General features: G+C 58.4%; 16 protein-coding genes. All 16 read right to left on the bottom strand.

Annotated features, from left to right (window positions below; translation table 11 throughout):
• The coding region (locus U9R25_20090) for a hypothetical protein (GenBank protein ID MEA3338195.1) at positions 1-109 on the bottom strand (109 nt) is incomplete at its 3' end.
• 150 nt (positions 110-259) lie between these two features.
• Positions 260-721, bottom strand: a complete 462-nt coding sequence (locus U9R25_20085; GenBank protein ID MEA3338194.1) for a VanZ family protein — start codon at positions 719-721, stop codon at positions 260-262.
• 44 nt (positions 722-765) lie between these two features.
• Complete coding sequence (locus U9R25_20080) at positions 766-1,977, bottom strand: glycosyltransferase family 4 protein (GenBank protein ID MEA3338193.1); 1,212 nt, start codon at positions 1,975-1,977, stop codon at positions 766-768.
• Positions 1,978-1,998: 21 nt separating this feature from the next.
• Positions 1,999-3,138 carry an ABC transporter ATP-binding protein gene (locus tag U9R25_20075; GenBank protein MEA3338192.1) on the bottom strand — a complete coding sequence of 380 codons (1,140 nt, stop codon included), beginning with the start codon at positions 3,136-3,138 and terminating at the stop codon, positions 1,999-2,001.
• 24 nt (positions 3,139-3,162) lie between these two features.
• Complete coding sequence (locus U9R25_20070; protein ID MEA3338191.1) at positions 3,163-3,405, bottom strand: SIS domain-containing protein; 243 nt, start codon at positions 3,403-3,405, stop codon at positions 3,163-3,165.
• The gene (gene glmS, locus U9R25_20065; GenBank protein MEA3338190.1) at positions 3,360-4,583 is read right to left on the bottom strand and encodes a glutamine--fructose-6-phosphate transaminase (isomerizing); all 1,224 of its coding nucleotides are present in this window, start codon (positions 4,581-4,583) and stop codon (positions 3,360-3,362) included. The genes U9R25_20070 and glmS overlap by 46 nt, the downstream gene beginning before the upstream one ends.
• Before the next feature lie 226 nt (positions 4,584-4,809).
• Positions 4,810-12,888 carry a pullulanase-type alpha-1,6-glucosidase gene (gene pulA / locus U9R25_20060; protein ID MEA3338189.1) on the bottom strand — a complete coding sequence of 2,693 codons (8,079 nt, stop codon included), beginning with the start codon at positions 12,886-12,888 and terminating at the stop codon, positions 4,810-4,812.
• A gap of 205 nt (positions 12,889-13,093) precedes the next feature.
• Positions 13,094-14,596: a hypothetical protein gene (locus U9R25_20055; protein ID MEA3338188.1), complete on the bottom strand. Its 1,503-nt coding sequence runs from the start codon at positions 14,594-14,596 to the stop codon at positions 13,094-13,096.
• A 70-nt stretch (positions 14,597-14,666) separates the two neighbouring features.
• On the bottom strand, positions 14,667-15,896 hold the full coding sequence (locus tag U9R25_20050) for a zinc-binding dehydrogenase (protein MEA3338187.1): 1,230 nt from the start codon (positions 15,894-15,896) through the stop codon (positions 14,667-14,669).
• A gap of 6 nt (positions 15,897-15,902) precedes the next feature.
• Entirely contained in the window at positions 15,903-16,631 is a 729-nt protein-coding gene (gene cmk, locus U9R25_20045; GenBank protein ID MEA3338186.1) for a (d)CMP kinase, read from the bottom strand.
• A gap of 33 nt (positions 16,632-16,664) precedes the next feature.
• A complete protein-coding gene (locus tag U9R25_20040) occupies positions 16,665-17,501 on the bottom strand; it encodes a pseudouridine synthase (protein MEA3338185.1) in 837 nt (278 codons plus the stop codon).
• An 8-nt stretch (positions 17,502-17,509) separates the two neighbouring features.
• Positions 17,510-18,661, bottom strand: a complete 1,152-nt coding sequence (locus tag U9R25_20035; GenBank protein ID MEA3338184.1) for a D-alanyl-D-alanine carboxypeptidase family protein — start codon at positions 18,659-18,661, stop codon at positions 17,510-17,512.
• A 101-nt stretch (positions 18,662-18,762) separates the two neighbouring features.
• A complete protein-coding gene (locus U9R25_20030) occupies positions 18,763-19,071 on the bottom strand; it encodes a hypothetical protein (protein MEA3338183.1) in 309 nt (102 codons plus the stop codon).
• A gap of 115 nt (positions 19,072-19,186) precedes the next feature.
• Positions 19,187-20,131 carry a protein translocase subunit SecF gene (gene secF, locus U9R25_20025; GenBank protein ID MEA3338182.1) on the bottom strand — a complete coding sequence of 315 codons (945 nt, stop codon included), beginning with the start codon at positions 20,129-20,131 and terminating at the stop codon, positions 19,187-19,189.
• Between the two features lie 2 nt (positions 20,132-20,133).
• On the bottom strand, positions 20,134-21,531 hold the full coding sequence (gene secD, locus U9R25_20020) for a protein translocase subunit SecD (GenBank protein MEA3338181.1): 1,398 nt from the start codon (positions 21,529-21,531) through the stop codon (positions 20,134-20,136).
• A 319-nt stretch (positions 21,532-21,850) separates the two neighbouring features.
• Positions 21,851-22,234 (bottom strand): hypothetical protein, encoded by a 384-nt coding sequence (locus tag U9R25_20015; protein MEA3338180.1) that lies wholly within the window; start codon positions 22,232-22,234, stop codon positions 21,851-21,853.

Genomic DNA, 22,234 nt, shown 5'->3' with positions numbered 1-22,234 from the left:
CTTCCTCCAACACGCGACGGTTGAACTCCAGCCAACTCAACTCGCGGTTGATGTAGAGCTGGGGGGCGACGATTCCGGAAGTCGATTGATCGTTTTCCAGATCAACCAGAGCGCGCAGGGTCTTTGAATCGAGTGTTGAAGCCATGACATATCATTCCTGTGGGTGGGAGCCTTCGGTTACGGTTATTCTACCAGTTCCGCCCAGTTATCGCAAAGGGGCCTTGCTGGCCATTGGCGTTTGACCAGGTGAGCCAGACGCTCATTTGCGCGGCAACCCCCCTGTCCTGGAGTCTCTGCGGTGGGAGTACCAGGTCACCAACAACACGGCCAGACCGGCACCCATTGCATCAGCGATCAGATCACGGACATCGGGCACCCGGCCGGGCACGAAAGCCTGATGCAGTTCGTCGGACATGCCATAGAGAATCGCCGCGGCGATCGCAATGGTGACGGCGTAGGCCGCCAGCCGTGGCGTTTTTTGGACGGCGAGCCATGTCAGCCCGGCCAGCACGCCGAACTCGATACCGTGGGCCATCAGCGAGAGAATCTCGCCTTCCAGCGCCACGGGCGAAAAAGTGAAATCGGGCTGGGCCGAAAGGAAGAAAATCACCAGCATCCAGCCGATGAGGAGAAACCACCAGCGCCAGCCGGCGCCGCTACCCTCTGTCCTGGCTGACCCATCGACGGCATTTGTGGCAGATGCACTGCTTTTCTGAGACATTGCACGATTATACCGACGACCCATGCCGCAGGCAATTCCTGAATTCAACACAATTGCCAATACAGTTCCTCCAGCTCCGGAACTGCCTTGGGCCATCCGTTCCTCTGCGACCACTGAATGCCTTGTGATCGTAATCTCCGCCGCAGATCCACCTCCCCTAGCAGCCGCAGAACGCCATTTGCCAGGCCCTGCCAATCCGCCGGCGCCACCACCAGCCCACCGTCCGACTCGTTGACGAAACGACCGTATTCCCCGACCCCATTCGTTGCCACCGGCACGCCTGCAGCCAGCAGATCGAGCAGCCGCATGGGACTCTTGGCGCGATTGAGAGGCTGATCGATCACGGGCAATAGCCCTGCGTCGACCGCACCAAACAGCCCGGGGAGCGAAGAGGCCGGCACCCAGCCCAGCAATCGAATTGAGCTTTCCGCCCCGTGCTTACGGGCCAACGCCAGAAGCTGCTGCTGCTCCCCACTGCTTCCGGCACCACCCACCAACAGTTCCGCAGCAGGTTGCTCTGCCAGAACTCGTCGCCAGACACGCCAGACCAGATCAGGCGTGTGCTCCACGAAGCGCGTGAAAAGAAGCACCCGTGGAGGACGTCCGCCGGCCGTCATCGCGGGTGCATGCTGCCGAGCCATAGCATTATGACTATGCGAATTGCTGGCTATTTGCGGACTGACCCGATTCGGCAGGTACAACACCCCGTCGGAGCCGCCTCGCAACCCCCTGGCAAACCCGACGAGCCAATGGCTGGCTGCCGTCACCGCCCCAGCTGATCGCAGACCCCAACGCTCCTGCCAGGCGAAAAAGCGCCGCCAGATGGCAGGATAAGACATCCTTTGGTTCCAGCCTGCCTCCCAGTCATCGGCGTCCATTACCCAGGGCACGGATGTCCGGACAGCCAGTAACGCGGCTGTAATCCCCCCAAATCCCTTTGGTTTGAAGAGGTGAACCAGATCAGGTTGCCACTGCATCACCGATCGGGTGATCTGTCGCGTTACCTGCTGAATACCCGATGGATCGAGGCGACCTGGCACCGGCACATTGAAGACATCGACGCCATCCATCCACCACCTCGTGCCCCCGTGGCAGGGCCAATCGTAGGGCGGAATCACAACCCTGACGGCATGTCCTGCCTCTGCCAGGGCTCGAGCCAGAGGTAAAACCCGCCACAGCGTTGTGCCCTTGGGATGAATTGCGAAAGGTGCAGCGATGGCTATGCGCAACGGGCGACGAGAATCTCGATTTACCATGGAAACGGGAATGAGCTCGGGCTACGCGGCATCTGCGGCTCGCAAGGCCAGGTTTGCGCCGCTTGTCGTGTCGAAGAAATCGACCTTGCCCGGGTCTATGACGAGCTGAATCTTTTCCCCATTCCGCACTGGGACCTCCTGTGACAGTTCCACCGTCAGCGGTACCTTTCCCGCCTGGCAGCTAACCCGCTGGAGACGGTGCATGGGCAGTGGTTCGATCCAGGTCACCTCAGCCCGCACCGGGATAAATGGCTGTGCTGCGGCATCAGAATATGGTGCAGGGCTCACGGCACCGGGACGGACTCGAAGGGTCATGCCTTGTCCCCGGCTCGTTCTCACAAGCACGTGCGAGGGCAATGGAACGCTGAAGGCGGGGCAGGCAAAATGCCCCTCAAGACAAGCGCCTTCGATGAATGTGGACCCAGGTTCGGTGACAAACTGGGCAGTGTCAAGAGCGATAGGCCAGTTCAGCAGATTACGGAAGGTGTCAACCTGCCTGATGTGACCCGCTTCCATGAAGGCCACCCGGTCACAGAGGGCTGCGGCCTCCTGTTGATCGTGGGTCACATGCACCGTCGTAATCTTGAAACGCAGCAGCATCCGCTTCAGCATCAACCGGGCGCGCTGGCGCTGCGCCGCGTCCAGGTTGGCAAAGGGCTCGTCCATTAGAAACAGGCGTGGATCGCGGACCAGGCAGCGTGCGATAGCAACCTGCTGGCGTTGTCCTACCGAGAGGTGACCTGGCTTTCGCCAGAGAAGGTACTCGAAGTTGACCCCGAGGATGTCTGCCGCCTCGTGAACTCTGGCGGGCACCTCGTCGACCCGGCGGCGCAACCTGAAATAGAAGGCCAGGTTGTTCCATACATTCCAGTGGGAGTAGAGCGCGTAATCCTGGAACACCATGCCGATTCCGCGCTCTCGAGTCGGCACGCCACGCTGGTCTTGCCCATCGATGATAACTTTTCCGGCATCCGGCTGTATCAAACCGGCAATGACTCGAAGCAGGGTCGACTTTCCGCAGCCCGTGGGACCAATCACGCCCATGGTTTCGCCGGCCCGCACAGTCAACCATGCATCGTCGAGCGCCCTGACTTCGACCAGACGAGTGCCGTGCCGGCTGCGCAGGGTTACATCAATCGCCTGCAGTTGTAGGTGAGTCACTATCGGTACACTCCAGTACCAATCTTACTCCACAGTGACGCTTTTTGCCAGATTGCGCGGCTGGTCGACATCAGCCCCGCGCCAGACGGCGATCTCATACGCCAGGCGCTGGAGCGGCACAACCGACAGGACAGGGGTTAGCAACGGCGATGCCTTTGGAATATAGACGACATGATCGGCCTTGCTTGCGATGAAATCGTCCCCTTCGCTGGCGATGGCTATCACGATGCCGCTGCGAGCCTTGACCTGCTCGATCTGGCTGACCATCTTGTCGTAGACGCCATCCTGGCCGCCTGGCTGCCGATCGCGTTAACAATGCTGCAGAGCCAGGCACCCTTTTCCTGCCCCTCCTCCATGGCCGCCAGAGTATCCACCGTCTCGCCCGATTGGGTGATGGCAAGGACCATGGTCCGATCGTCGATGATAGAATCGCGGTAGCGGAATTCCGACGCGTAATCCACTTCGGTGGGCAATCCAGCGATCGTTTCAAAGAGAAACTTGCCAACCAGCCCGGAATAGGCCGAGGTGCCGCAGGCGACAATCACGATACGATCGAAACGGCAGGCCTGTTCCGCACTCAGATTCAGGTCTTCCAGAACAACCTCACCAGATGCAAAGTCGACTCGACCTCGAATCGTGTCGGTTACAGATCGCGCCTGCTCAAATATCTCCTTCTGCATGAAATGGCGGTATTCGCCCTTGGCAGCCGACACAGGGTCCCAGGGAATGTCATGAATCTCCGGGTCGACCGCAGCGCCTTCCAGTGTCTGGATCCCGACAGCGTCGCCGGTGACAGTGGCCATCTGACGGCTTTCAAGGAAGACCATTCGCCTGGTATGCTCCAGGATGGCCGGGATGTCAGACGCCACGAAGTTTTCCCCCTGGCCGAGACCAATCGCGATCCCACCAGCGTTTCCCAGCCGCGCCGCCACCAGCCGGTCGGGTTCTCGACTGCTCATGACGACAATGGCGCTGGGACCCTTCAGGTAGCCCAACGCCTTGCCCACAGCTTCGGCGAGACCGCCATCCCGGGAGTAATGCAGCGAAATCAGATGAACGATTACCTCGGTGTCCGTGTCGGATTGGAAGATCACCCCCTCTGCCTCCAGCCCGTCCCTCAACTCCCGGAAGTTTTCCACAATGCCGTTTTGAACAACGACGATCTCGCCAGAGTCATCACTGTGCGGATGGGCGTTCTGCTCATTTGGTTTGCCGTGGGTTGCCCAGCGTGTATGCCCCACCGCCAGATGTCCGTTGGTCGGCCGTTCTGCCAGTAATGCGATCAGGTTGGAGAGTTTCCCGACGTCCTTGCGCACCTCAATTACACCGTCCTGGTAGACCGCGATGCCGGCCGAGTCGTAGCCGCGATACTCCAGGCGCTGAAGGCCGTTGATCACAATCGGCGTCGCCGCGCGCGGTCCGACGTACCCCACGATTCCACACATGGTTGGATGCTCCTTAGTTGAGTTGGTTGGCGTGTTTCGGAGGGCCGGAGTCGGAGTCTCAGAGTCTCGGAGTTTCAGTAATCAGCCTGAGTCTCTGCCACTCTGATAATCTGATCCTCTGTCTCCATGTCGCCGCGCATCCGTCATCAGAAGAAGTCCGACTTCCTGGAGAAGTCGGACTTCTAATATTCGCGGATGGCCCCTCACTTCACGCGCTTCAGATCTCTCAGTCCGCGGTGCGATACAAAACCCGGACGTAACCAACCTTGCTCGGGTCCCAGTAGTCCTGAGTTGCCAGACCATAGCGCACGCCATGGTCGTCGTCGGACGTCAGGATGAAGCCGTAGTTAGGAGCGCCGCGCACGATGTCCTCGGCGATCTCGGTGATGTCAAGACGTAGCCAGGTGCCGATCTTGCCCGAGCCGATGTGGTTGGTATCGACGACGGGACCGAAGTCGCCGCCGGGCGCCGACCAGGGCATGACCCAGTTGGCCGGGTAGGGTAGCCACTCGGTGCTGAGGGCATGGACACTGGCGTTGATCACCGAGCCGGGCCACATGTAGAAGCCCCGTCCCTCGGTAATGTAGGTGTAGAGATAGCCGACGTCGATGGCTGCATCGCCCGGGATGCCACTGATGGGGGCGTGCATGATCGGCCGCATCTCGTCGTAAAAGCCGACCCACATGGTGACGCTGGTGCCGAACCAGGTGGTGGGGCGATCGCCATCGATGAAGGTGTCCCGCACGATGTCGAAGCGCCTGGAGCGGTTGATGGTGTAGTCGCCGTTGTCGACGATCTCGATCTCGTCGCTGGTGAACTCCTGGAGGAAGGTGGCGCCGTCGAAGATGGCGACCGAGTGCTGCACGCTGCCGGTTTCGCTGACGACCTGGACGGTGAAGCCGAAGTCGACCGTTTCGCCGGACCCGACATCGCCCATGAAAGCTACGGCAACCACCTCGTCGGGATCGCCGTCGCCAGCCAGGTCGATCAGGCTTTGCAGGCCTCGCTCCATGCCCATCTGCATGGCAGCGGCGGAGGTCAGCGGCGTGGCGCCACCGTAGGCGCTGCCCATGACATACTCGGTAGCAGGATCGATCGGTACAATGGCGAACATATCGTCGATGTCCTCGCCGGTATTATTGGTCAGTGTCACGTCGATATCGATAAACGTGCCCTGAACCACAGGACTCGTGCTGGACGTCTGGATGATCTCACCTGCTATCAGATCACCGTCGGTGAAAACGGCGGCCGTACGACCTGGCACCGCAAACATGCCAGCAGTGCCGTCAAAGGTCGTGGATTTCACTACCTCGTCCACCGAGTTTTGCTGCACAGGATGCAGACGCAGTTCCTGACCGATCAGCGAGTCAGCACTGAATGTCTGAGGTTCATCGTTGGCATTGATCAGCACAACGATCAGCTCTCGTCCTGGGTCCACATCTGGCTCGGGCGCATCAGAGAGCGTCGCGACAATCAGGCCTGGCTGCTGGTCAGGTCCGGTGTTGTGGAAGAGGACCCGCTCCTGGATGTCCTGCGCTGTCTGCAGGCGGAACAGGGGCGAGCTGTAGCGAATCTTCAACAGTTCCTGGTAAAGCGCCGCGCCAAACTCGATATTACCCATGGCGGGCTTCAGGGCCGGATCGGCCAGTAGCGGCTGCATGAGAGGCCAGTTGTCCTGGTTCTTGCCAGCCACCGGCAGGCCCACACCAAAGTTGTTATCGGCGTAAGTGAAGTCCAGTTTGTTGAACCAGTCGCCTGAGTTGTAGCTATCCCGGTCCAGCGACTTGGAACGCAGCAGGTCACTGCCGGCATGCATGAAGGGTACACCCTGGCCCAGCAAGACTGTTGCCAGGCCCACATTCTGAACACGTACACGGTCGGCCATCGACACACCGATCGGAACCTTGTAGGTGTTGATGTCGTACAGGGTCTGGTTGTCGTGTTTGCTGATGTAGGTAATGTCCTCCTGGGGATCTTCCGTGTAGCCGGCCGGGGAACCGTTGTAATCGACATCGGCACCGGTGACCAGATTACCATAGCGGTCGACGAACTCGTATCCCGCCAGATTGCCCGCCATGCCAACTCGAATCTGGTCAGAATTCAGCAAGAGCGTATCCAATTCCTCCTGCGATCCACTGTTCATGGCATTCGGATCGTAGAAAAGACCATTGGCGAAGCCCTGCCGGCGGACCAGGTCGTCGCCGCCATCGAAGGGACCGCCGCCGCGCACGGCATCGCGCAAACGATCACTGAAGGTACCGATGCCCGTTCCTGCCATGTTGAGTTGGGTTGCATTCTCACCGCGGGCGTCGTCTGCCACTTCGCCGAAGTTCCAGCCCTCGCCGTAGATGTAGATTGACTGACCGTCGACGCCATCATCTGCTATGGTCAGACTATCCAGGGCATCCCGGACGTTGAGCATATTGCGTTTCATATGATGGCCCATCAGATCGAAGCGGAAGGCGTCGATCTGATATTCGGCGGCCCAGATGACCAGCGAGTCGATCATGAGTTTTTCCATCATGTTGTACTCGGTGGCCGTGTTCGGGCAGCAGGTGCTGGTCTCCACCTGGCCTTTATCGTTCAGGCGATGATAGTAGCCGGGCACGATGCGGTCGAGGACTGATTTTTCCGCCTGACCGGCAGAATTGGTATGGTTATAGACCACATCCATCACCACCCGCAGGCCCATGTCATTGAGCGCCTTGACCATCTCCCGGTACTCGATGATGCGCGTCACACCTTCCGGATCGGTCGCATAGCTGCCTTCGGGTGTGGTGTAATGCCACGGATCGTAGCCCCAGTTGAAGCCATCGTCGTTCTCAGTGGCAGTTACCAGTGCCTGCTGTTGTTCGGAGTCGGGTGGGTAGGTAGCCAGTTCGTCCCAGTCCGGTTCCTGCCACTCGGCCTTGTTTTCATTGATCGTTGCGATATCAAAGACCGGCAACAAGTGGAGATGGGTCAAGCCCGCGCGCTCCAGGGCTTTCAGATGATTGATGCCGTTGGTATCCGCCAGGGTGAACGCCTTGAAGGTGCCACGGAGTTCTTCCGGCACCGTTTGATCGTTGACACTGAAATCCCGCATGTGGATCTCGTAGATACTGATATCCTCGGGCGCTGCCAGCGGCGGCTTTTCATGGCTGTCCCAACCCTCGGGCGCCAGCGCCGGATCGGAAAGATCCACCAGTTGACTGCGCGCACTGTTCATCGACAGGTTCAGCGAGTAGGGATCGCTCACCATGTTGTGTTCCACCTGCTGGGTGCTGTGGACATATACCTCAACCTCGAACAGGTAGAACTGGCCCATCCAACCGGGATCGCCAGCCACCGTCCAGACACCGTTGGCGCCATCCCATGTCATCGGGTAGGCGGTGCCGACCGTTGCCGGATCGGAATCGCCATAGAGGTGCAGCGTCACCGACCTGGCGGTAGGCGCCCAGAGACCCACGGTGGGCACGCCCGCATCCCAACTGACTCCCAGCTCACCATCATAGGTGTACAGATCGTCCAGGACGCCCGGTATCTGCAGCCCGGTGGCGTTCTGGGAAAGACCATCGGCATTGACTGCCGATACGGCGATCTGTCCCTTCAGGATATCCGGCACCATTGGCAGGTCCTCAGGTGCGATCTTGAGAGCCGGAAGCCCGGCCAGATGCGGGAATTTCTCCCGAACCTCGGTGGGCAGACCCGCCGGGTCGGGGATCAGGGTGACAAACATGCCACCCGTGATGCCCTGGTCTGTCGCCTCAAGGCCACCCTCGGGCGCATAATGCAGGGTGAAGGTATTGGCGGTCTGATCGCCGGCAGACCAGGCAATCGTCTCCTCGTTTACCCAATAGGCCTGCTGTTCGTCGATATTACCCGGGCTGGCACCACCCACGTCGGGCACGGGTAGGATATAGGGATTCTCGGGATCAGCACCTTGCAGCTGCCAGGCCTCGTATCCGCTGTCGGCGAAAACCCAGGTTTGGTCAGGGCCCGGATCCTTTTCGTCGCCCCGGTGCAGGATGTAGCCGATCTGCTGGGCATCCTCAAAGAGTTCGACCTGGAAGATCACGCCAAAGAGATCCTGGGCCACCGGTTTCCGCGGCGTGGTCCAGCCTGGGTCATTGGTATCGCCCCAGGTGTGCATGCCCCAGAAATCGTTGTAGTCGTTACTGGTGTAATCGCCGTAGTCGCCTGCATCGCGGCGATAGTGCAGGAGGGCGAAACCCTCAGCAGCGCCTCGTTGCGGGTAATTTTCCAGTTCATCCTGTTGCAGCCAGACCGTGGCCAGCTCTGCCGGCACAAACGAGCGGTCCGGGCTGTCTGCCGGGTCCTTGACATCCCCTTTGTGGATGATGAAGTTCAGCGATTGGGAGCTGTCCTGCAGCAGGATATCGAAACGCACGCCGTAATCATCGGTCGAGTCGGGCTTGCGCGGGCTGGTCCAACCCGTGGCTTCCGAGGGATCGATGGCATCGCCCCACAGGTGCAGGCCCCAGAAGTCGTTGTAGTCGTTGCTTCCATAGTCACCGTAGTCGCCACCGGGCCGGTGGTAATGAATCGTGGCAAATCCCTGGGCATCCGCCTGAAGGGTGTAGAAACTGCCATCATCCTGCTGCAACCAGATCTCCGGACCATCCTGAATCGGATGGAAGCTGCGGTCCTGGTCGGTGCCGTCCTTGACATCGCCCCGGTGGATGATGAAGTTGATCGGCTGCGTCGGATCAGTCAGCTTGATCCAGGCGAAGCGACCATAGGCATCCTCACCCAGGAAAGGTTTGGGGGAAGTCCACTCGGTCGCCTCCGAAGGATCGATGGCATCGCCCCACAGATGCAAGCCCCAGTAATCGTTGTAGTCGCCAGTGGTATGGTCACCGTAATCGCCATCCGACCGGTAGTAGTGCATGATGGCATACCCGGCACCTTCGGTGGGGCCTGGCGGCTCTTCCCCGACCACAGCGTTCAGGCTGATTGAACTCAGGTTCCCCGACAGGTCGTTACTTATCGCCCGGAAAGTCAATCCGGTGCCCGTTGGGATTCCGCTCACGTCAAAAAAGACCCTGAAGGGTGCATTGGTATCGGTGCCAATGATCTGCCAGTCGTTATCACCCTGCTTGACGGCGAAGGTGACCTCAACGAACTTCTCCTCATCAAGATCGACAGCAATCTCGCTGCGCCCGTAGATCTCAGCGCCCGCCTCAGGCGATGTGAAGGTCGGATCGGGAGCGACAGCGCTGGCGGGCACTGCCTGTCCAGCCCGGTAGATCACGAACGAGAGACCGGGAACATCCACCGTAACCTCACCAGCCCCGTTACTGCTGATCGGCGGAGCGCCGCCGGGGAAGACGGAAGCGAACTCACCGTCGGGGGTGAAGGTGGCAAAGGTAGCCTGCCTGTCAGCTGCAGCGTTGTTGAAGGCGAGGATGTATTCGACCTTCTCCCCGCGCTCGATGCGGGAGAAGGCGTAGATTCCATCGCTGTCGGTGCTGTACCGATGGATCTGGGCGCCGCGGCGCAGGGCCAGGTTATCCTCGAGCAGCGCAGCGTAGTCGACCAAAGCCTGGTGAACTGGATGCCCGGGATCGAAGTTGGCATCGGCGGTAGTGGCATCGGTGCCGATCAGGTCGTACGCATTGTACTCAGGCACCTGGCTGGGCATCATGTCCTCGCGGCCAAGCTTGTCGTTGCCGCCCACAAATCCCTGCTCGTCGCCGTAATAGACAATGGGGAATCCCCGGGCGAAGTAGAGCAAGCCATATCCGAGCGCAGCCCGATCCACCAGTTCCTCGTCGGATGCGCCAGGATGGGCCGAACGCAGCCCGTTGCCCACACGACCCAGGTCGTGATTGCTGATGAAATTGCCCAGTTGATAGGCATTGCTGTCGGCATCTGTGAAGTAGTCGTCGTTGGCAAAGAGGTTGCGCAGGTTATCGGTGGGACCGCTGTGCACAGCGAAGTTATTCGACGCGCCATGCAGCCCGAAATCCACCACGGCCGGCAGTTGGCCCTCCGTGGTATAGCGGCTCATCTTCTCAGCGTTGCCATCAAAGACCTCGCCGAACATGGTGAAATCACTTTTGCCAAGCGACTCGGCATAGGCCAGAATCTCCGGCGCAAACTGTTGCCAGAACTCGATATTGACATGTTTGGCGGTATCAAGACGGAACCCATCGACATCATAGTCGGCGATCCACATCTTGAAAACGTCGAGAAAGCCGTTCACTACGTCGTGGTGTTCGGTAAAGAGATCATCCAGACCGAAGAAATCGCCGTATTCGGAGCTTTCACCGGCAAAGGTTGAGTTGCCGCGGTTATGGTAGTAGATTGGGTTGTTCAGCCAGTCAGGGTTTTTGGCCGAGTCGTCGCCCGGGTCGGGAAAGACCGGCGTATAGGGAAAACTGGTGGCTGGATCCAGGGGTGGGAAGGTATCGCCGCCTGCGTAATCGCGATCATCGAATTCATTGCCGTCGGCATCCATGTAGGGATAGTCGGTCTTGTTGCGATAACTGTTCTCTCCCTCAGCGTAATCGATGACATCGGCCGTGTGATTGACGACGATATCGAAAAAGACGTCGATCCCTCGACTGTGGGCATCATCGATGAAGGCCTGCAGCTCAGCATTGGTCCCCAGATGGGGATCGCTGTTCTCCTGGTCAAGGATCCAATAGCCATGGTAGCCCGCGCTAATCCCGAAAGCGCTCGTGCTATCGGGCTGAGTCGCCTGGTTGCGGAAAACGGGTGTGATCCAGATAGCAGTCGCGCCCAGGCCGGCAATATAGTCAAGTTTTCCGCTCAGGCCGGCCAGATCGCCGCCATGGAAAAAGGCCTTGTCATCCACCTTGAAGCCCGTTTGCGCCAGCGTACCACCCGGCATATCTCCCTCATCGTTACTGGAATCGCCATTGTCGAAACGGTCGGGGAGAGTGAAATAGAACACTTCGTCCTGGATGGGTGCCTGGACCGCCGGCCGGACCAGGTCCCCATCCGGCACATCGCCCAGCACAACCTCACTTACTTCGTTCGTGGCACTGTCATAGCTGAAGACCACGTCGGCACCGCCCGCCGGAACCGTGAAAGCCTGGTCGCCGGCAGGGTAAGACACGTCCCATGATTCGTTGAGAGCCACCTTGTAGTTCCAGGTGCCTTCGGGAACATCCTCTGCTGTGTACGTGTAGACACCATCGCCGTCCGGGTCTTTCATCCAGGTCATCAGATGATCGGGCGACCAATCCTGGCCGCCGATTTCCGAGGCGAAGTTGCCGGCCACCGCCGGGATGATGTAGTCTGGCCGGCTTGCCACGTAGTTGTCGCTGCGATCGTAATAGAAGTGAACCGTATCGCCAGCTTCCACGGTGAAGGGCACATCAGGTCCACTGGGTTCGCCGTTGAGCCCGTAGTTTTCGTCCCACGACCCACCGATCGTGGCCTTGAAAGCATAGTCTCCCGCTGGAATGGCGTCTGTCACAAATTTCCAGACACCATCGCCGTTGTCGTCGCTGCCCACGATATTGGGATTGGCAGGATCCCAGTCGTTGCCCAATCCGGCCGCCGACGGCCAGCTGCCCGGGAAGGTGACCATCAGGTCGCCGTCAGCTGCAGGAAAACCAACGAAGGCTGAAAGCTGAGTAACGTCGGGGCCCCAATCGGGGTCGGGAAAGTTTACATTGGCATCGCTTGGCACGGAATCCTGGGCGTGTCCGCCGCCACCGGTGCTAAAGGCCTCGATAAAGAGCTCAGGGCTGGACTCGCCAGGAGCAATGCCAAGGGCCGCCTTGGGAATCCTGTACTCCAGCCAGTCGTTTTCCGCGCCATAGGCCTGTTCGCCTCCCAGGCTGGTCAAGGTGGGATAATCCCAACCGGACCCGTTCCATGTGGTAAGCTGGGCATCCTCGATGGTATCATCCTCCCGATGCCAGACATACAGGGCAAATTCGGGCAGGTTCTCCTCCACCGCCGATACGTCACGTCCCCACGGATCCGATGTGCCACCGCTCGCCAGTGCGTTGTCGGTATCGAGATAGATGCCGTAGGCCATGCCCCAGCTCGATGCCAGGGCATCCAGGCCGACGAAGAGGTTGTCGGCGTCTTCGACCACATAGAGCCCCACCATATCCAGGTTAGGTTCGCTGATATCACCAAGGGGATCTTCCGCCAGAGGCTCTCCCCATTCCGCCTCCTTGTTGCCATCGATCTGGATCGATTCAACCTGAGCTTGTGGCGAAATCGCTGATGCAGGCGCAGCAAGAGCCACTACCGGCACGACTCCGGACAGAATCATCATCAACGCCAGAAAAATCGTGATAGTTCGATGCTGTTTCACTGTTACCAACCTCCTTGTTGATCGTTTACAGGTCATCAAGCGTAGAATCAAGCAGTTTGCAGTATAGAGTCTGGAAGAAGAAAACGAAGGGGAAAAGAAATATTTCCCGGCTAGTGTGCCGCAAATCACCAAAAAATGCAACTCTCGTCTTCCCGACGATCTCCGTGGCAGTATCAAACCCTTATCAACTCAAAAAGAAGATGTATCAAACTACCGGTACCATCAGCGATTCGTCCTGGAGAACCATCCGACCATCGGCGTCCGCTTCGTAGTGAACCGGGCCCTGCGGAACCAAACTCTCGATTGCGATTTGACCACCGTCCATATAATCGAGAATTCTCTCGAATGGATTGAATCCTGGCACCCATTTCTCGGCAAAGATAACGCCGTGGCCGGGCAGAATAGTAAACACCACATCCCGGGGATCGTCCGGATTGAGCAAAGCTTGTGATTCTGCAAAAGCATCTCGCACTGCCCAGGCCTGGGTATCTGTACCACAGGTCACCAGATAGTTCTGATAGGTGGGAGATACCGGTACATACTCGACCACACGGGGATCGAAGGAAGCCACCCCGCGATGACCGTGGAGCTTCGAACGTACCACCGGAACATCTGCTTCTGAAACGAAGGACTCGTCGAGCGCTATTCTCGGTAATGAATTATCCAGGTCATACAATTCGACTGCCTCGGTTGAGGGTGGGTCGTTGCGTTTGCCCTTCACGTTCCTGACCAATGCGCCCTGGCCGTCCTCGCGTACGCCGACAATAAGGATCAGGTCATCATCGCCGATACCGCCCTTCGCCACGGGGCGTGCGCTGCCCGTGACAGTAGCCACCAGCGCATTAACCCTGGGATCCCAGGTGGCGAAACAACCCTCGCTGTACTGGCTTGCCAGGGTATCCCCGATCGCGGGCACGTCCACGAGGTCGGAAATGTGTACCGTGTCGGTAAAAAAGTTACGTTTTCCCAGCTCGCTGGAGGCCGCAATCATCGCCGCTGGTGTATCCAGTTCAAGCCAGGTTTTCTGCGACAGCGGTTCGCCAACCACCTGATGCTTGTTGATCGCAAGGGAACTGAGAGAGGTCACTACGCGCAGTACAATATCCTCGTAAAAGCGATCCGGATCGTCGGCCATACTCTGCGGATGAGCGCCGACCAGATCAAAATGGTAGGCGGTCCGGGGTCGCTCATCACCAACAACAAGTATCACTCGAATGCCTTTTGCCTGTGCCTGCACAACCCGTTCCAGAGCCAGAATTGGCCCGCCGCGCTGGCCTTGCTCGAGAAGCACCTGCCAGGCCGTTGACGCCAGGCCGGGAAATTGAAAATCGGCTGGATCAACTGGCTGTTTGGCAATCGCCTCGTCCAACTGGGCCAGGAGCGTTGAAAACTGGTCCTCCGTGGCATGAATCACGGTAATTATGGTGGGATTCTGCGTCAACCTATATTTGACTCGAGCGGTAACCGTGAGACAACGTCGCCAATTGACGACCTTGCCGAACGGCACAGTTGTCAGGAGTAGACTGGTATTCCTATCCGGTTTAGACTGTAGCTTGTGGCCCTGCGCCTGAAACTCATTGAGCATTCCCTCCACCGCTGCGATCGACAGTTCATCACCGGAACCGGGTACATAAGCAACCTGCAACTGCCGCAGCCATGGGTGTACCGGTTTCCCGCTCAATAATGCAAACGACGAGTCTGAATTCATGATTTCCTCCATAACAGTTTTCGACAGTTCAAGGTGAAGTAATCGAACAACGTTCTTTTTTTCAATACCCCTATCTAAAGTCAAACACAGCTTTGATCACCTGGTTACGAGACCGCTCGCTCAATGTTTTCAAAGCGCTGCGATAATCATCCACCTGAAATCGGTGGGTAATCATCCAGCCAAGATCAACCATGCCCCGCACCATCAGATCGAGGGATAGCCCGAAGGTCGTCCACTGGCGTCCCGCAAATGCTTCCGCATGGTTGTAGGTAAATGCCGAACTTACCTTGAGCTCATTGGCAAAGATAACGGCCCAGTCCACACCTTTCGTGATCCCCGGCGCGCCCACCAGGATGACCCGGCCACCGGTCCTTGTCAGGCGCATTGCGTCGTCCAGAGCCTGATCGCTTCCAACGCACTCGAACGTAAGATCCGCGCCGCCAATATAGACGTTTTTTCCAATGAACGGTTTTACCTCCCTGGCGCCGGTTTTTTGCGCCAGCGTGGAGCGATAGTCCTGATCCTGCACGGAAGTGACGACTTCACTGGCGCCCAGGCGCAGCGCGCTGTCAGCCTGGTATTGATACCGTGCCAGTACCAGTATCCGGGCTCTGGAACCGATGGCCCGGAGCGCGGCTACCAAACACAGCCCAATGGTGCCGGCTCCAACGATCAATACCGTCTCGTTGTCGTCCGGAGGCGCTGAAAGCGCCGCGTGCAAGGCACAACTGAAAGGTTCTACCATCAGGGCATTTTCGTCGCTCACCGACGGCGGCACACGATAAAGCTGGGACTCGTGAGCCACAAAGGTCTCGCCCCAGCTACCGCCCGTATCGCGGCAATTGCCGATCAGCACGCCGGCAGCCAGTTGTCCATCGCCGGTGCGTTGACAGAGATTGATTTCGCCTCGTTCGCAGAAAGGACACAGGTCCCCGAAGCCACGGGGCCGGCACCACAAGATCGGTTCAACAATCACCCGCTCACCGGTTCGCCAACCTTTCACGTTTGGGCCAAGTTCGACCAGTGCGCCTGCATTTTCATGGCCCAGTGTAAAAGGAAACGAGGTGAAGGACACAAAATAGAGACTGCTACTCAGGGTAATAGCGCCAAGATCGGAGCCACAAATGCCGCCGTATCCTGTTCGGACACGAACCCACTCGGGTCCCGGCAGTGTCTCCTCCGGCAGGTCAGCCAAATAGGTGCAAGAGGCGCCGCCCCACAATGTTGACGGCGCAGCCTTGCCGAGGGTTTTGCCCAGGAGATAGCGAGGAATCGTGCCGTTAAACCGTACAGCCTTCATAGTACCTTAGTTTGAGTCTGGTTGTGCTTCTGTCAATCCGTCGAGCACTATTCGAAGCACCTCGTCGACGGAAAGGCCCGTACTATCGATTACCCAGGCGTCAGCAGCAGGACGCAAGGGAGCCACCTCCCTGGTCGAATCGATTCTGTCACGATAACGTATATCTTCCAGCACCTCCTGGAACGGACGCTGGGTGCCGCGTGCCTGCTCCTCCGACCAGCGGCGTCGCGCCCTCACCTCCACCGAGGCATCCAGGAATATCTTCATGTCTGCGCCAGGGATGACAACAGTGCCGATGTCGCGCCCGACCATGACAATTCGACCCCGGCCGGCAATCCGCCGTTGCTGGGCCGACAGCGCCGCCCGCACCGCAGGATAGGCCGATACCCGGGACACATTGGCTTCAACATCAGGCTCTCGGATCGACCACGTGATGTCTTCACCGTCAGCCTTGACGGTGAATTGCCGGCCGTCATCCTCTGTGAGCGGCTCGACGTCGATTGGAATCCGTTCTGCCAATTCCGAAACCACCCGCTCGTCGCCCACCGACACCCCCCGATTGAGGGCAAGCCAGGTCACGGCACGATACATCACGCCCGTATCGAAGTAAAGATAACCGAGCGCCTGAGCCAACCTTTGGCCCACGGTGCTCTTGCCGGACCCGGCCGGTCCATCGATTGCGATGGTGGATGGAATCGCCTCGGGTGCGACCTCTTTTTTGTCATCCGGTCTCATGCCATGCTCGATTCGTGTCAGAAAACGGCTGCTTCAGCGCCTGGATCGCGGCCGTCCTCTGCGATGATGGGGATAGGACCCGCTGGCTCGCGAACGCGGGCGCCGGCGTTCCGTGAAAACTGTCGTTCTCAGGATCTTTTTTTCCGTCGCGTTAAGAGGGCGGCTATCACCCGGTTCCAGACCCCGGTCCAGCCTCAGGGGTCCCAGGCCAACCCGGACGAGCCGCAGGACTCTCAAGTTCTCTTCCCTTGCCATGCGCCGTATCTGCCGTTTGCGACCTTCCCCGAGGACAACGTGCAGCCAGACACTGTCATCGTCCTCGTCATCATCTTCATAGGAGGAAGGAGCTTCCTCCAGGAGGCGCCAGCGTGATGGCGCGGTCAACCCGTCAGGGAGTTGGATTCCCTTGCGCAACCGTGCCATTGATGCGGTACTCGGCAGCCGATGCACCTTGACAAGATAGGACTTGCGGTGCTCATAGCGAGGGTGACTTAAACGCTGTGACAATTCTCCGTCGTTGGTCAGCAGTATTAACCCCTCGCTATCCTGATCCAACCTCCCGACCGGAAAGAGCCGATCGTCGGAGTCCACCAGGGCTTCCAATCCCGCACGCCCGCGATCATCGTTGAAGACGGAAAGATATCCCCGCGGCTTATAAAGCATCAGATGTTGCAGTTTCGGCCGGCCATGGGCATTCAACAACTCACCATCGACCATGATCTGATCCTGCCGGGGATCGACCTTAACACCCATTTCAGTCACCTGCCGCCCGTTGACGCTAACCCGCCCGGCGGCGATGATTTCTTCACAGGCCCGTCTGGAGGCAATGCCTGCCCGGGCCATAACTTTCTGTAACCGTTCAGTTGTCATCCATCACCTCAATATGCCGACCAGATGGCAGGCGCTTCGGCAAGGAGCTGCGCGCCAAGATACCAGCGCACGGCGCCGGCCGATTGCTGCCCGGCAGGTTCGTTGCCATCGATCACCGCCTGTGCCCTGACGCGATCCCACTGCCAATCGGGCAGGAACAACTCGGGCGTTTCAGTGGCGACCAACCGGTAAGGCCGGTCATCGGCACCGCGCTGCCAGGCGGCCTGGCCCTGAATCTGCGGCAGGGGTGCCCAACGGTAAAACCGATCGTAGTGACTGAACAGAGCCTGGGCATCGGCGTAACGATCGCCGCTTCCCAGTACGACAGAGACGGCCTGATGTCCGCCTGGACCCGTGACGGAACCGACCAGACACTGTCCGGCCAGATCGGTCGTGCCTGTTTTCACGCCGTCCGCACCCTCGACATTGCCCAGCATTTCATTGCGACTCCAAAGGGAGTGTCCCGCAACCGTGTGGAATTGGGTAGCGACGATCTCGCGAAACTTGGGATACCTAAGAGCCGCCTGGGTCATGCGCCAGAGATCCTCTGCACTGCTGAAATGTCCCGGCTCGTCGAGACCATGGGGATTGGCAAACCTGGTGTTGAACATTCCAAGGCTGGCCGCCCGTTCGTTCATAAGTACAACAAAGGCTTCTTCGGATCCAGCCACATGCTCTGCCAGGACCATGGCAGCATCGTTCCCTGAATTGAGCAACAGACCCCAAAGCAGATCCTCGACCGTCAGGATCTCGCCAGCAAAAAGCCCCATGGAAGCTTCGCCAATCAACGCGCTGGCAGGCACTACAACCCTGTCGGCCAGATCGGCGCGTTCAAGAGCCAGCAAAGCCGTCATGATCTTGGTCGTGCTGGCCATCGGTCTGGAAAGGTCGGGGTTAATGGAAAGCAGCACATTGCCGGTGTCCACATCAACCAGCGTGGCTGAAGGTGCAGAGAGCACAGGTGCCCGCTGGCCGGCCTGGTAGGCGTCAATCTGCCTGGCATACAGAGGCAACGAGCCAGGTCTACTGCCCGTCAGAACCGGCGGACCTGCACCCATCGAAACGAGAGCCAGCACCGCCGACAATACCAACACAACCAACCGTTTTGGACGAGATGGTTCTCTCTGTTGAATCCCACCCGATATTGCGCAGCTCATCATACCGGAACACATCACCAAACGAGACAAATCAGACCACCGGGGATCGTCTCCGAAGGAAACCAGGCAATTTTTCCCTGGCCACATCCTTCTAACAAAATCAGTTATGGTTTCAACAAAACCTTAAGAATGCCAGGGCGTGCTGCCAGTTCGAACGCAGCCTCGGCCTGCTCCAGCGAATAGACAGCGTCCAAAAGGGCAGCAGGATCAACCAGTCCTCCGGCAAGCATCCGCAGCGCCGGGGGAAAGGGACCGCATCGAGAACCGACCAGGCAGATTTCGTCCACCACCACCTGGCTCAAGTCCGCTTCTACAGGCTGCCCGTAGGTGCTCTTGAGCACCACCGTTCCTGCAGGCCGAACCAACTGATCGTCGGGTAACAAGCCTTGCGGAGACGAGATTAATGCGCGCATCACCCTGTCATGCCAGTTGAATCGAAAAGCGGGGCGAGCCTGCGCTCACCCCGCGTCTTGCCTAAAGGGCCTGGTACCGCCACATCAAACGACATCCATCTTCCATCACGTAAGTTCAGGCCGTTGCCGGCTGACTTCGTTTTTCACCGCCAAACAACCTTCGCAGATCCCCCATCTCCCAGGAAACCAGCAAAGGAACGGCAATAAAGATCGACGAGTAGGTACCGCTCAGCAAGCCCACAAGCATGGTGGCGATGAAGGGCTTTATCGTATCGCCGCCAAACATCAGGATCGCAATCATGATAAAGAAGGCGTTAAGCTGGGTAGCCACCGACCGGTGGACCGTCTCCAGCAGACTGCGGTTGGCGATGGTCTCGAAATCCTCACCCCGATAACGCGAGGTATTCTCCCGAATGCGGTCGAACACAACGATAGAGTCCTGCACACTGTATCCAATGACGGTCAACAGCGCTGTCAGGAAGAGAGCATCCACCTCCCAACCTGCCACCAGGCCCATGATGGACACGAAACCCAGGGTGATCAGGATGTCATGAACCATTGCCGCAATCGCGGCGAAGCCGTAACGGGCCGGGTGGGGAACATTGCGAAATGCGAATGCGATAAAGGCCAGAATAGCCAGGGAAGCCACCAGGACCGCCATGAACGCAGCCCGGGTTACCTCTTCGCCTACCGATGGTCCGACATTCCTGAATTGACGAGTGTCGATGCCGCCAAAACGTGCACCCAGTTCGTCCTCGATGGACGCCTTGGTCTCATCGTCAATGCTCTTCAAACGCGCTTGATATCGGTTGCCTTCTGAGCCCAATGTAGTCAGCGATGTATCGCTCAACCCAAATTCCACGAAGACATCACGGATATCCCCGGGAGCAGCAGCATCGGCGAGATCGAACTCCCAGTAGGCGCCGCCGGTGAAGTCAATACTGAGTTGAAGAGGCGACGAGGTGGTCACCCAGGAGTAGCCCATCGCGAGTAGGCTGATCAGAATCAGAATACCGGAGAACAGATAGTACCATTTGCGGTGTTGGACGATGTTGTACATGCTTAGACTCCCAGCAGCCAGGCTTTACCGGCAAACTGTTCTTCCGACTTGCGCCTACCGAAAACCAGCTTCATGAGTACCCTGGTGACGAACACTGCGGTGAACATACTGACGAGGATACCGATAATGAGGGTCACAGCGAAACCGCGAACACTGCTGGCGCCAAAAGTGCCTCCAAAGTAGAAGAGAATCCCTGCCGTGATCAGCGTCGACAGATTCGAGTCGAGAATCGAGGTCCATGCACGATCGAAACCGGCATCCACGGCCACGCGCAGTGGTTTGCCCGCTCGCAACTCCTCCTTCATACGCTCAAAAATGAGGATGTTGGCGTCGACAGCTGTACCGGTAGCCAGGAGAAATCCTGCAATACCTGGCAATGTCAATGTGATTGGTATCAACTTAAAGATCGACAGGTTGATCAACACAAAGATGATCAGCGCCACATCAGCCATGAGGCCGGGCACCCGGTAGTAGACGGCCATGAAGAGTAGTACGACAAACAGGCCAATGACACCCGCGGTAATACTGCTTCGCACCGAGTCAGCACCCAACGTCGCACCCACGGCGCGGGTGTCGATCACCGCAAGTGGCACCGGCAAGGCACCATATTGCATCTGGACGGCCAATCCTTTTGCCTCCTCCTGCGTGAACTGCCCGGAAATCTGTCCACCACCATCGATCACGTTCTGGATCACCGGAGAGGACAGCACCTGCTTATCCATGACAATGGAAACGACCTCGCCAATATGTTGCCGGGTGAAATCCCGGAAGATCTCAGTGCCGCTGTCGCCGAGTTCAAAGAGGATAATGGGAGCTGAGGTCAGGTTGTCAAAACCCACCTGAGCCGATTTCAGATCCGCGCCGGTCATTATCGTGTGCCATGGCTCACCGGTTTCCGGATTGAGAGTGGCAGCCCCGGTTTCAACTCCCCCCGTGCCGACAGCTACGCTGCCTCCGACATGGTCGGTTTCGAGAATCATCCCGGCGGGTGGCGCCTGCCGGCCGGCTGCAACAAATTCGAGCAGCCCGGTACCCTTCAAGGTGCTGATGGCCTGGTCTGGATCGTCAACACCAGGCAATTCGACGATGATACGATTCTCACCCTGGCGCTGGACCAGCGGCTCGCTGACACCCAGGCCATTGACGCGGTTTTCTACAACCAGCATTGCTGATTCAAGGGCATCGGGGTTGACTTCTCCCACGCTGTCTGCTTGCAGCAACACCTGCAGGCCACCCTGTAGATCAAGGCCCTGCTTCAGTTCCAGGTCTCGAAACCCTTCAGGTTGCCAAAAAAGAAGGTTGGACGCCCAGTCCGGATGGTCAACTGGCAATGCAATGAGCAGTGCCAGAGAAGCCACAATGATGACGAGAAGGAGGGCCCCGAAACTGCGATCTTTCATCTCATGCTCCTGGCCATCGCCCGGTGCTAACGTCGGCGTTCTGGAACAGACAGTTTCATCTGTCAACCAGAAGTAACCGGCACAATAGACTCTTGAGACTCTTGCCTGTGACCACCTGCCTGCAGAAGAGCAACCAGCCGCGGCGACTGGTTGCTTGCGGTTATGCGGATCGAACTGGTCAGGCAAAGCACCCGGCAACGACATTTAATCGTTACGTAAGAAAACCGGTGAAACGGACTTCCACCGGTCGCTTTGCGGATTATAGCGCAGCCCCACTACACTGTCAAATATCGGGGGGCGAATTCGGCTTCAATAACGATTACTCACGACTGGCAAAAAACGCCAGGACCTGTTCAAGCACCTGGCTGGCGTTTAACCCATCGGTATGGATGTACAGATGTGCGTGACCGCGGGCATTTCTCAACCGCGCCTGCTGAACAGCGAGGATATCATCGGTCCAGTCATCGCGTGCCGAACGTTCCCGCATTACCTGGGTCGAAACGTCGAGGAAAATAAGCCACCGTGGAGGCGCAATCCTGCGCCACATGTCAGGTACCTGCGAGTGTTCCTGCGAACAGCCACGAGCCTGAAATCCCAACCCAAGCAGGGCCGCAACAAGGCTTGTCTTTCCCGACTTGCAGGGACCAACAACCTTGATGGGGCCTACCTCGCCGCGATTGCCCCCGGCAGCAGTAATCGACAT

Source organism: Chloroflexota bacterium (genome assembly GCA_034717495.1).
GTDB lineage: Bacteria > Chloroflexota > Anaerolineae > JAAEKA01 > JAAEKA01 > JAYELL01.
Note: the sequence above shows the minus strand (reverse complement) of the source record. Positions and strands in the feature narration are given on the sequence as shown.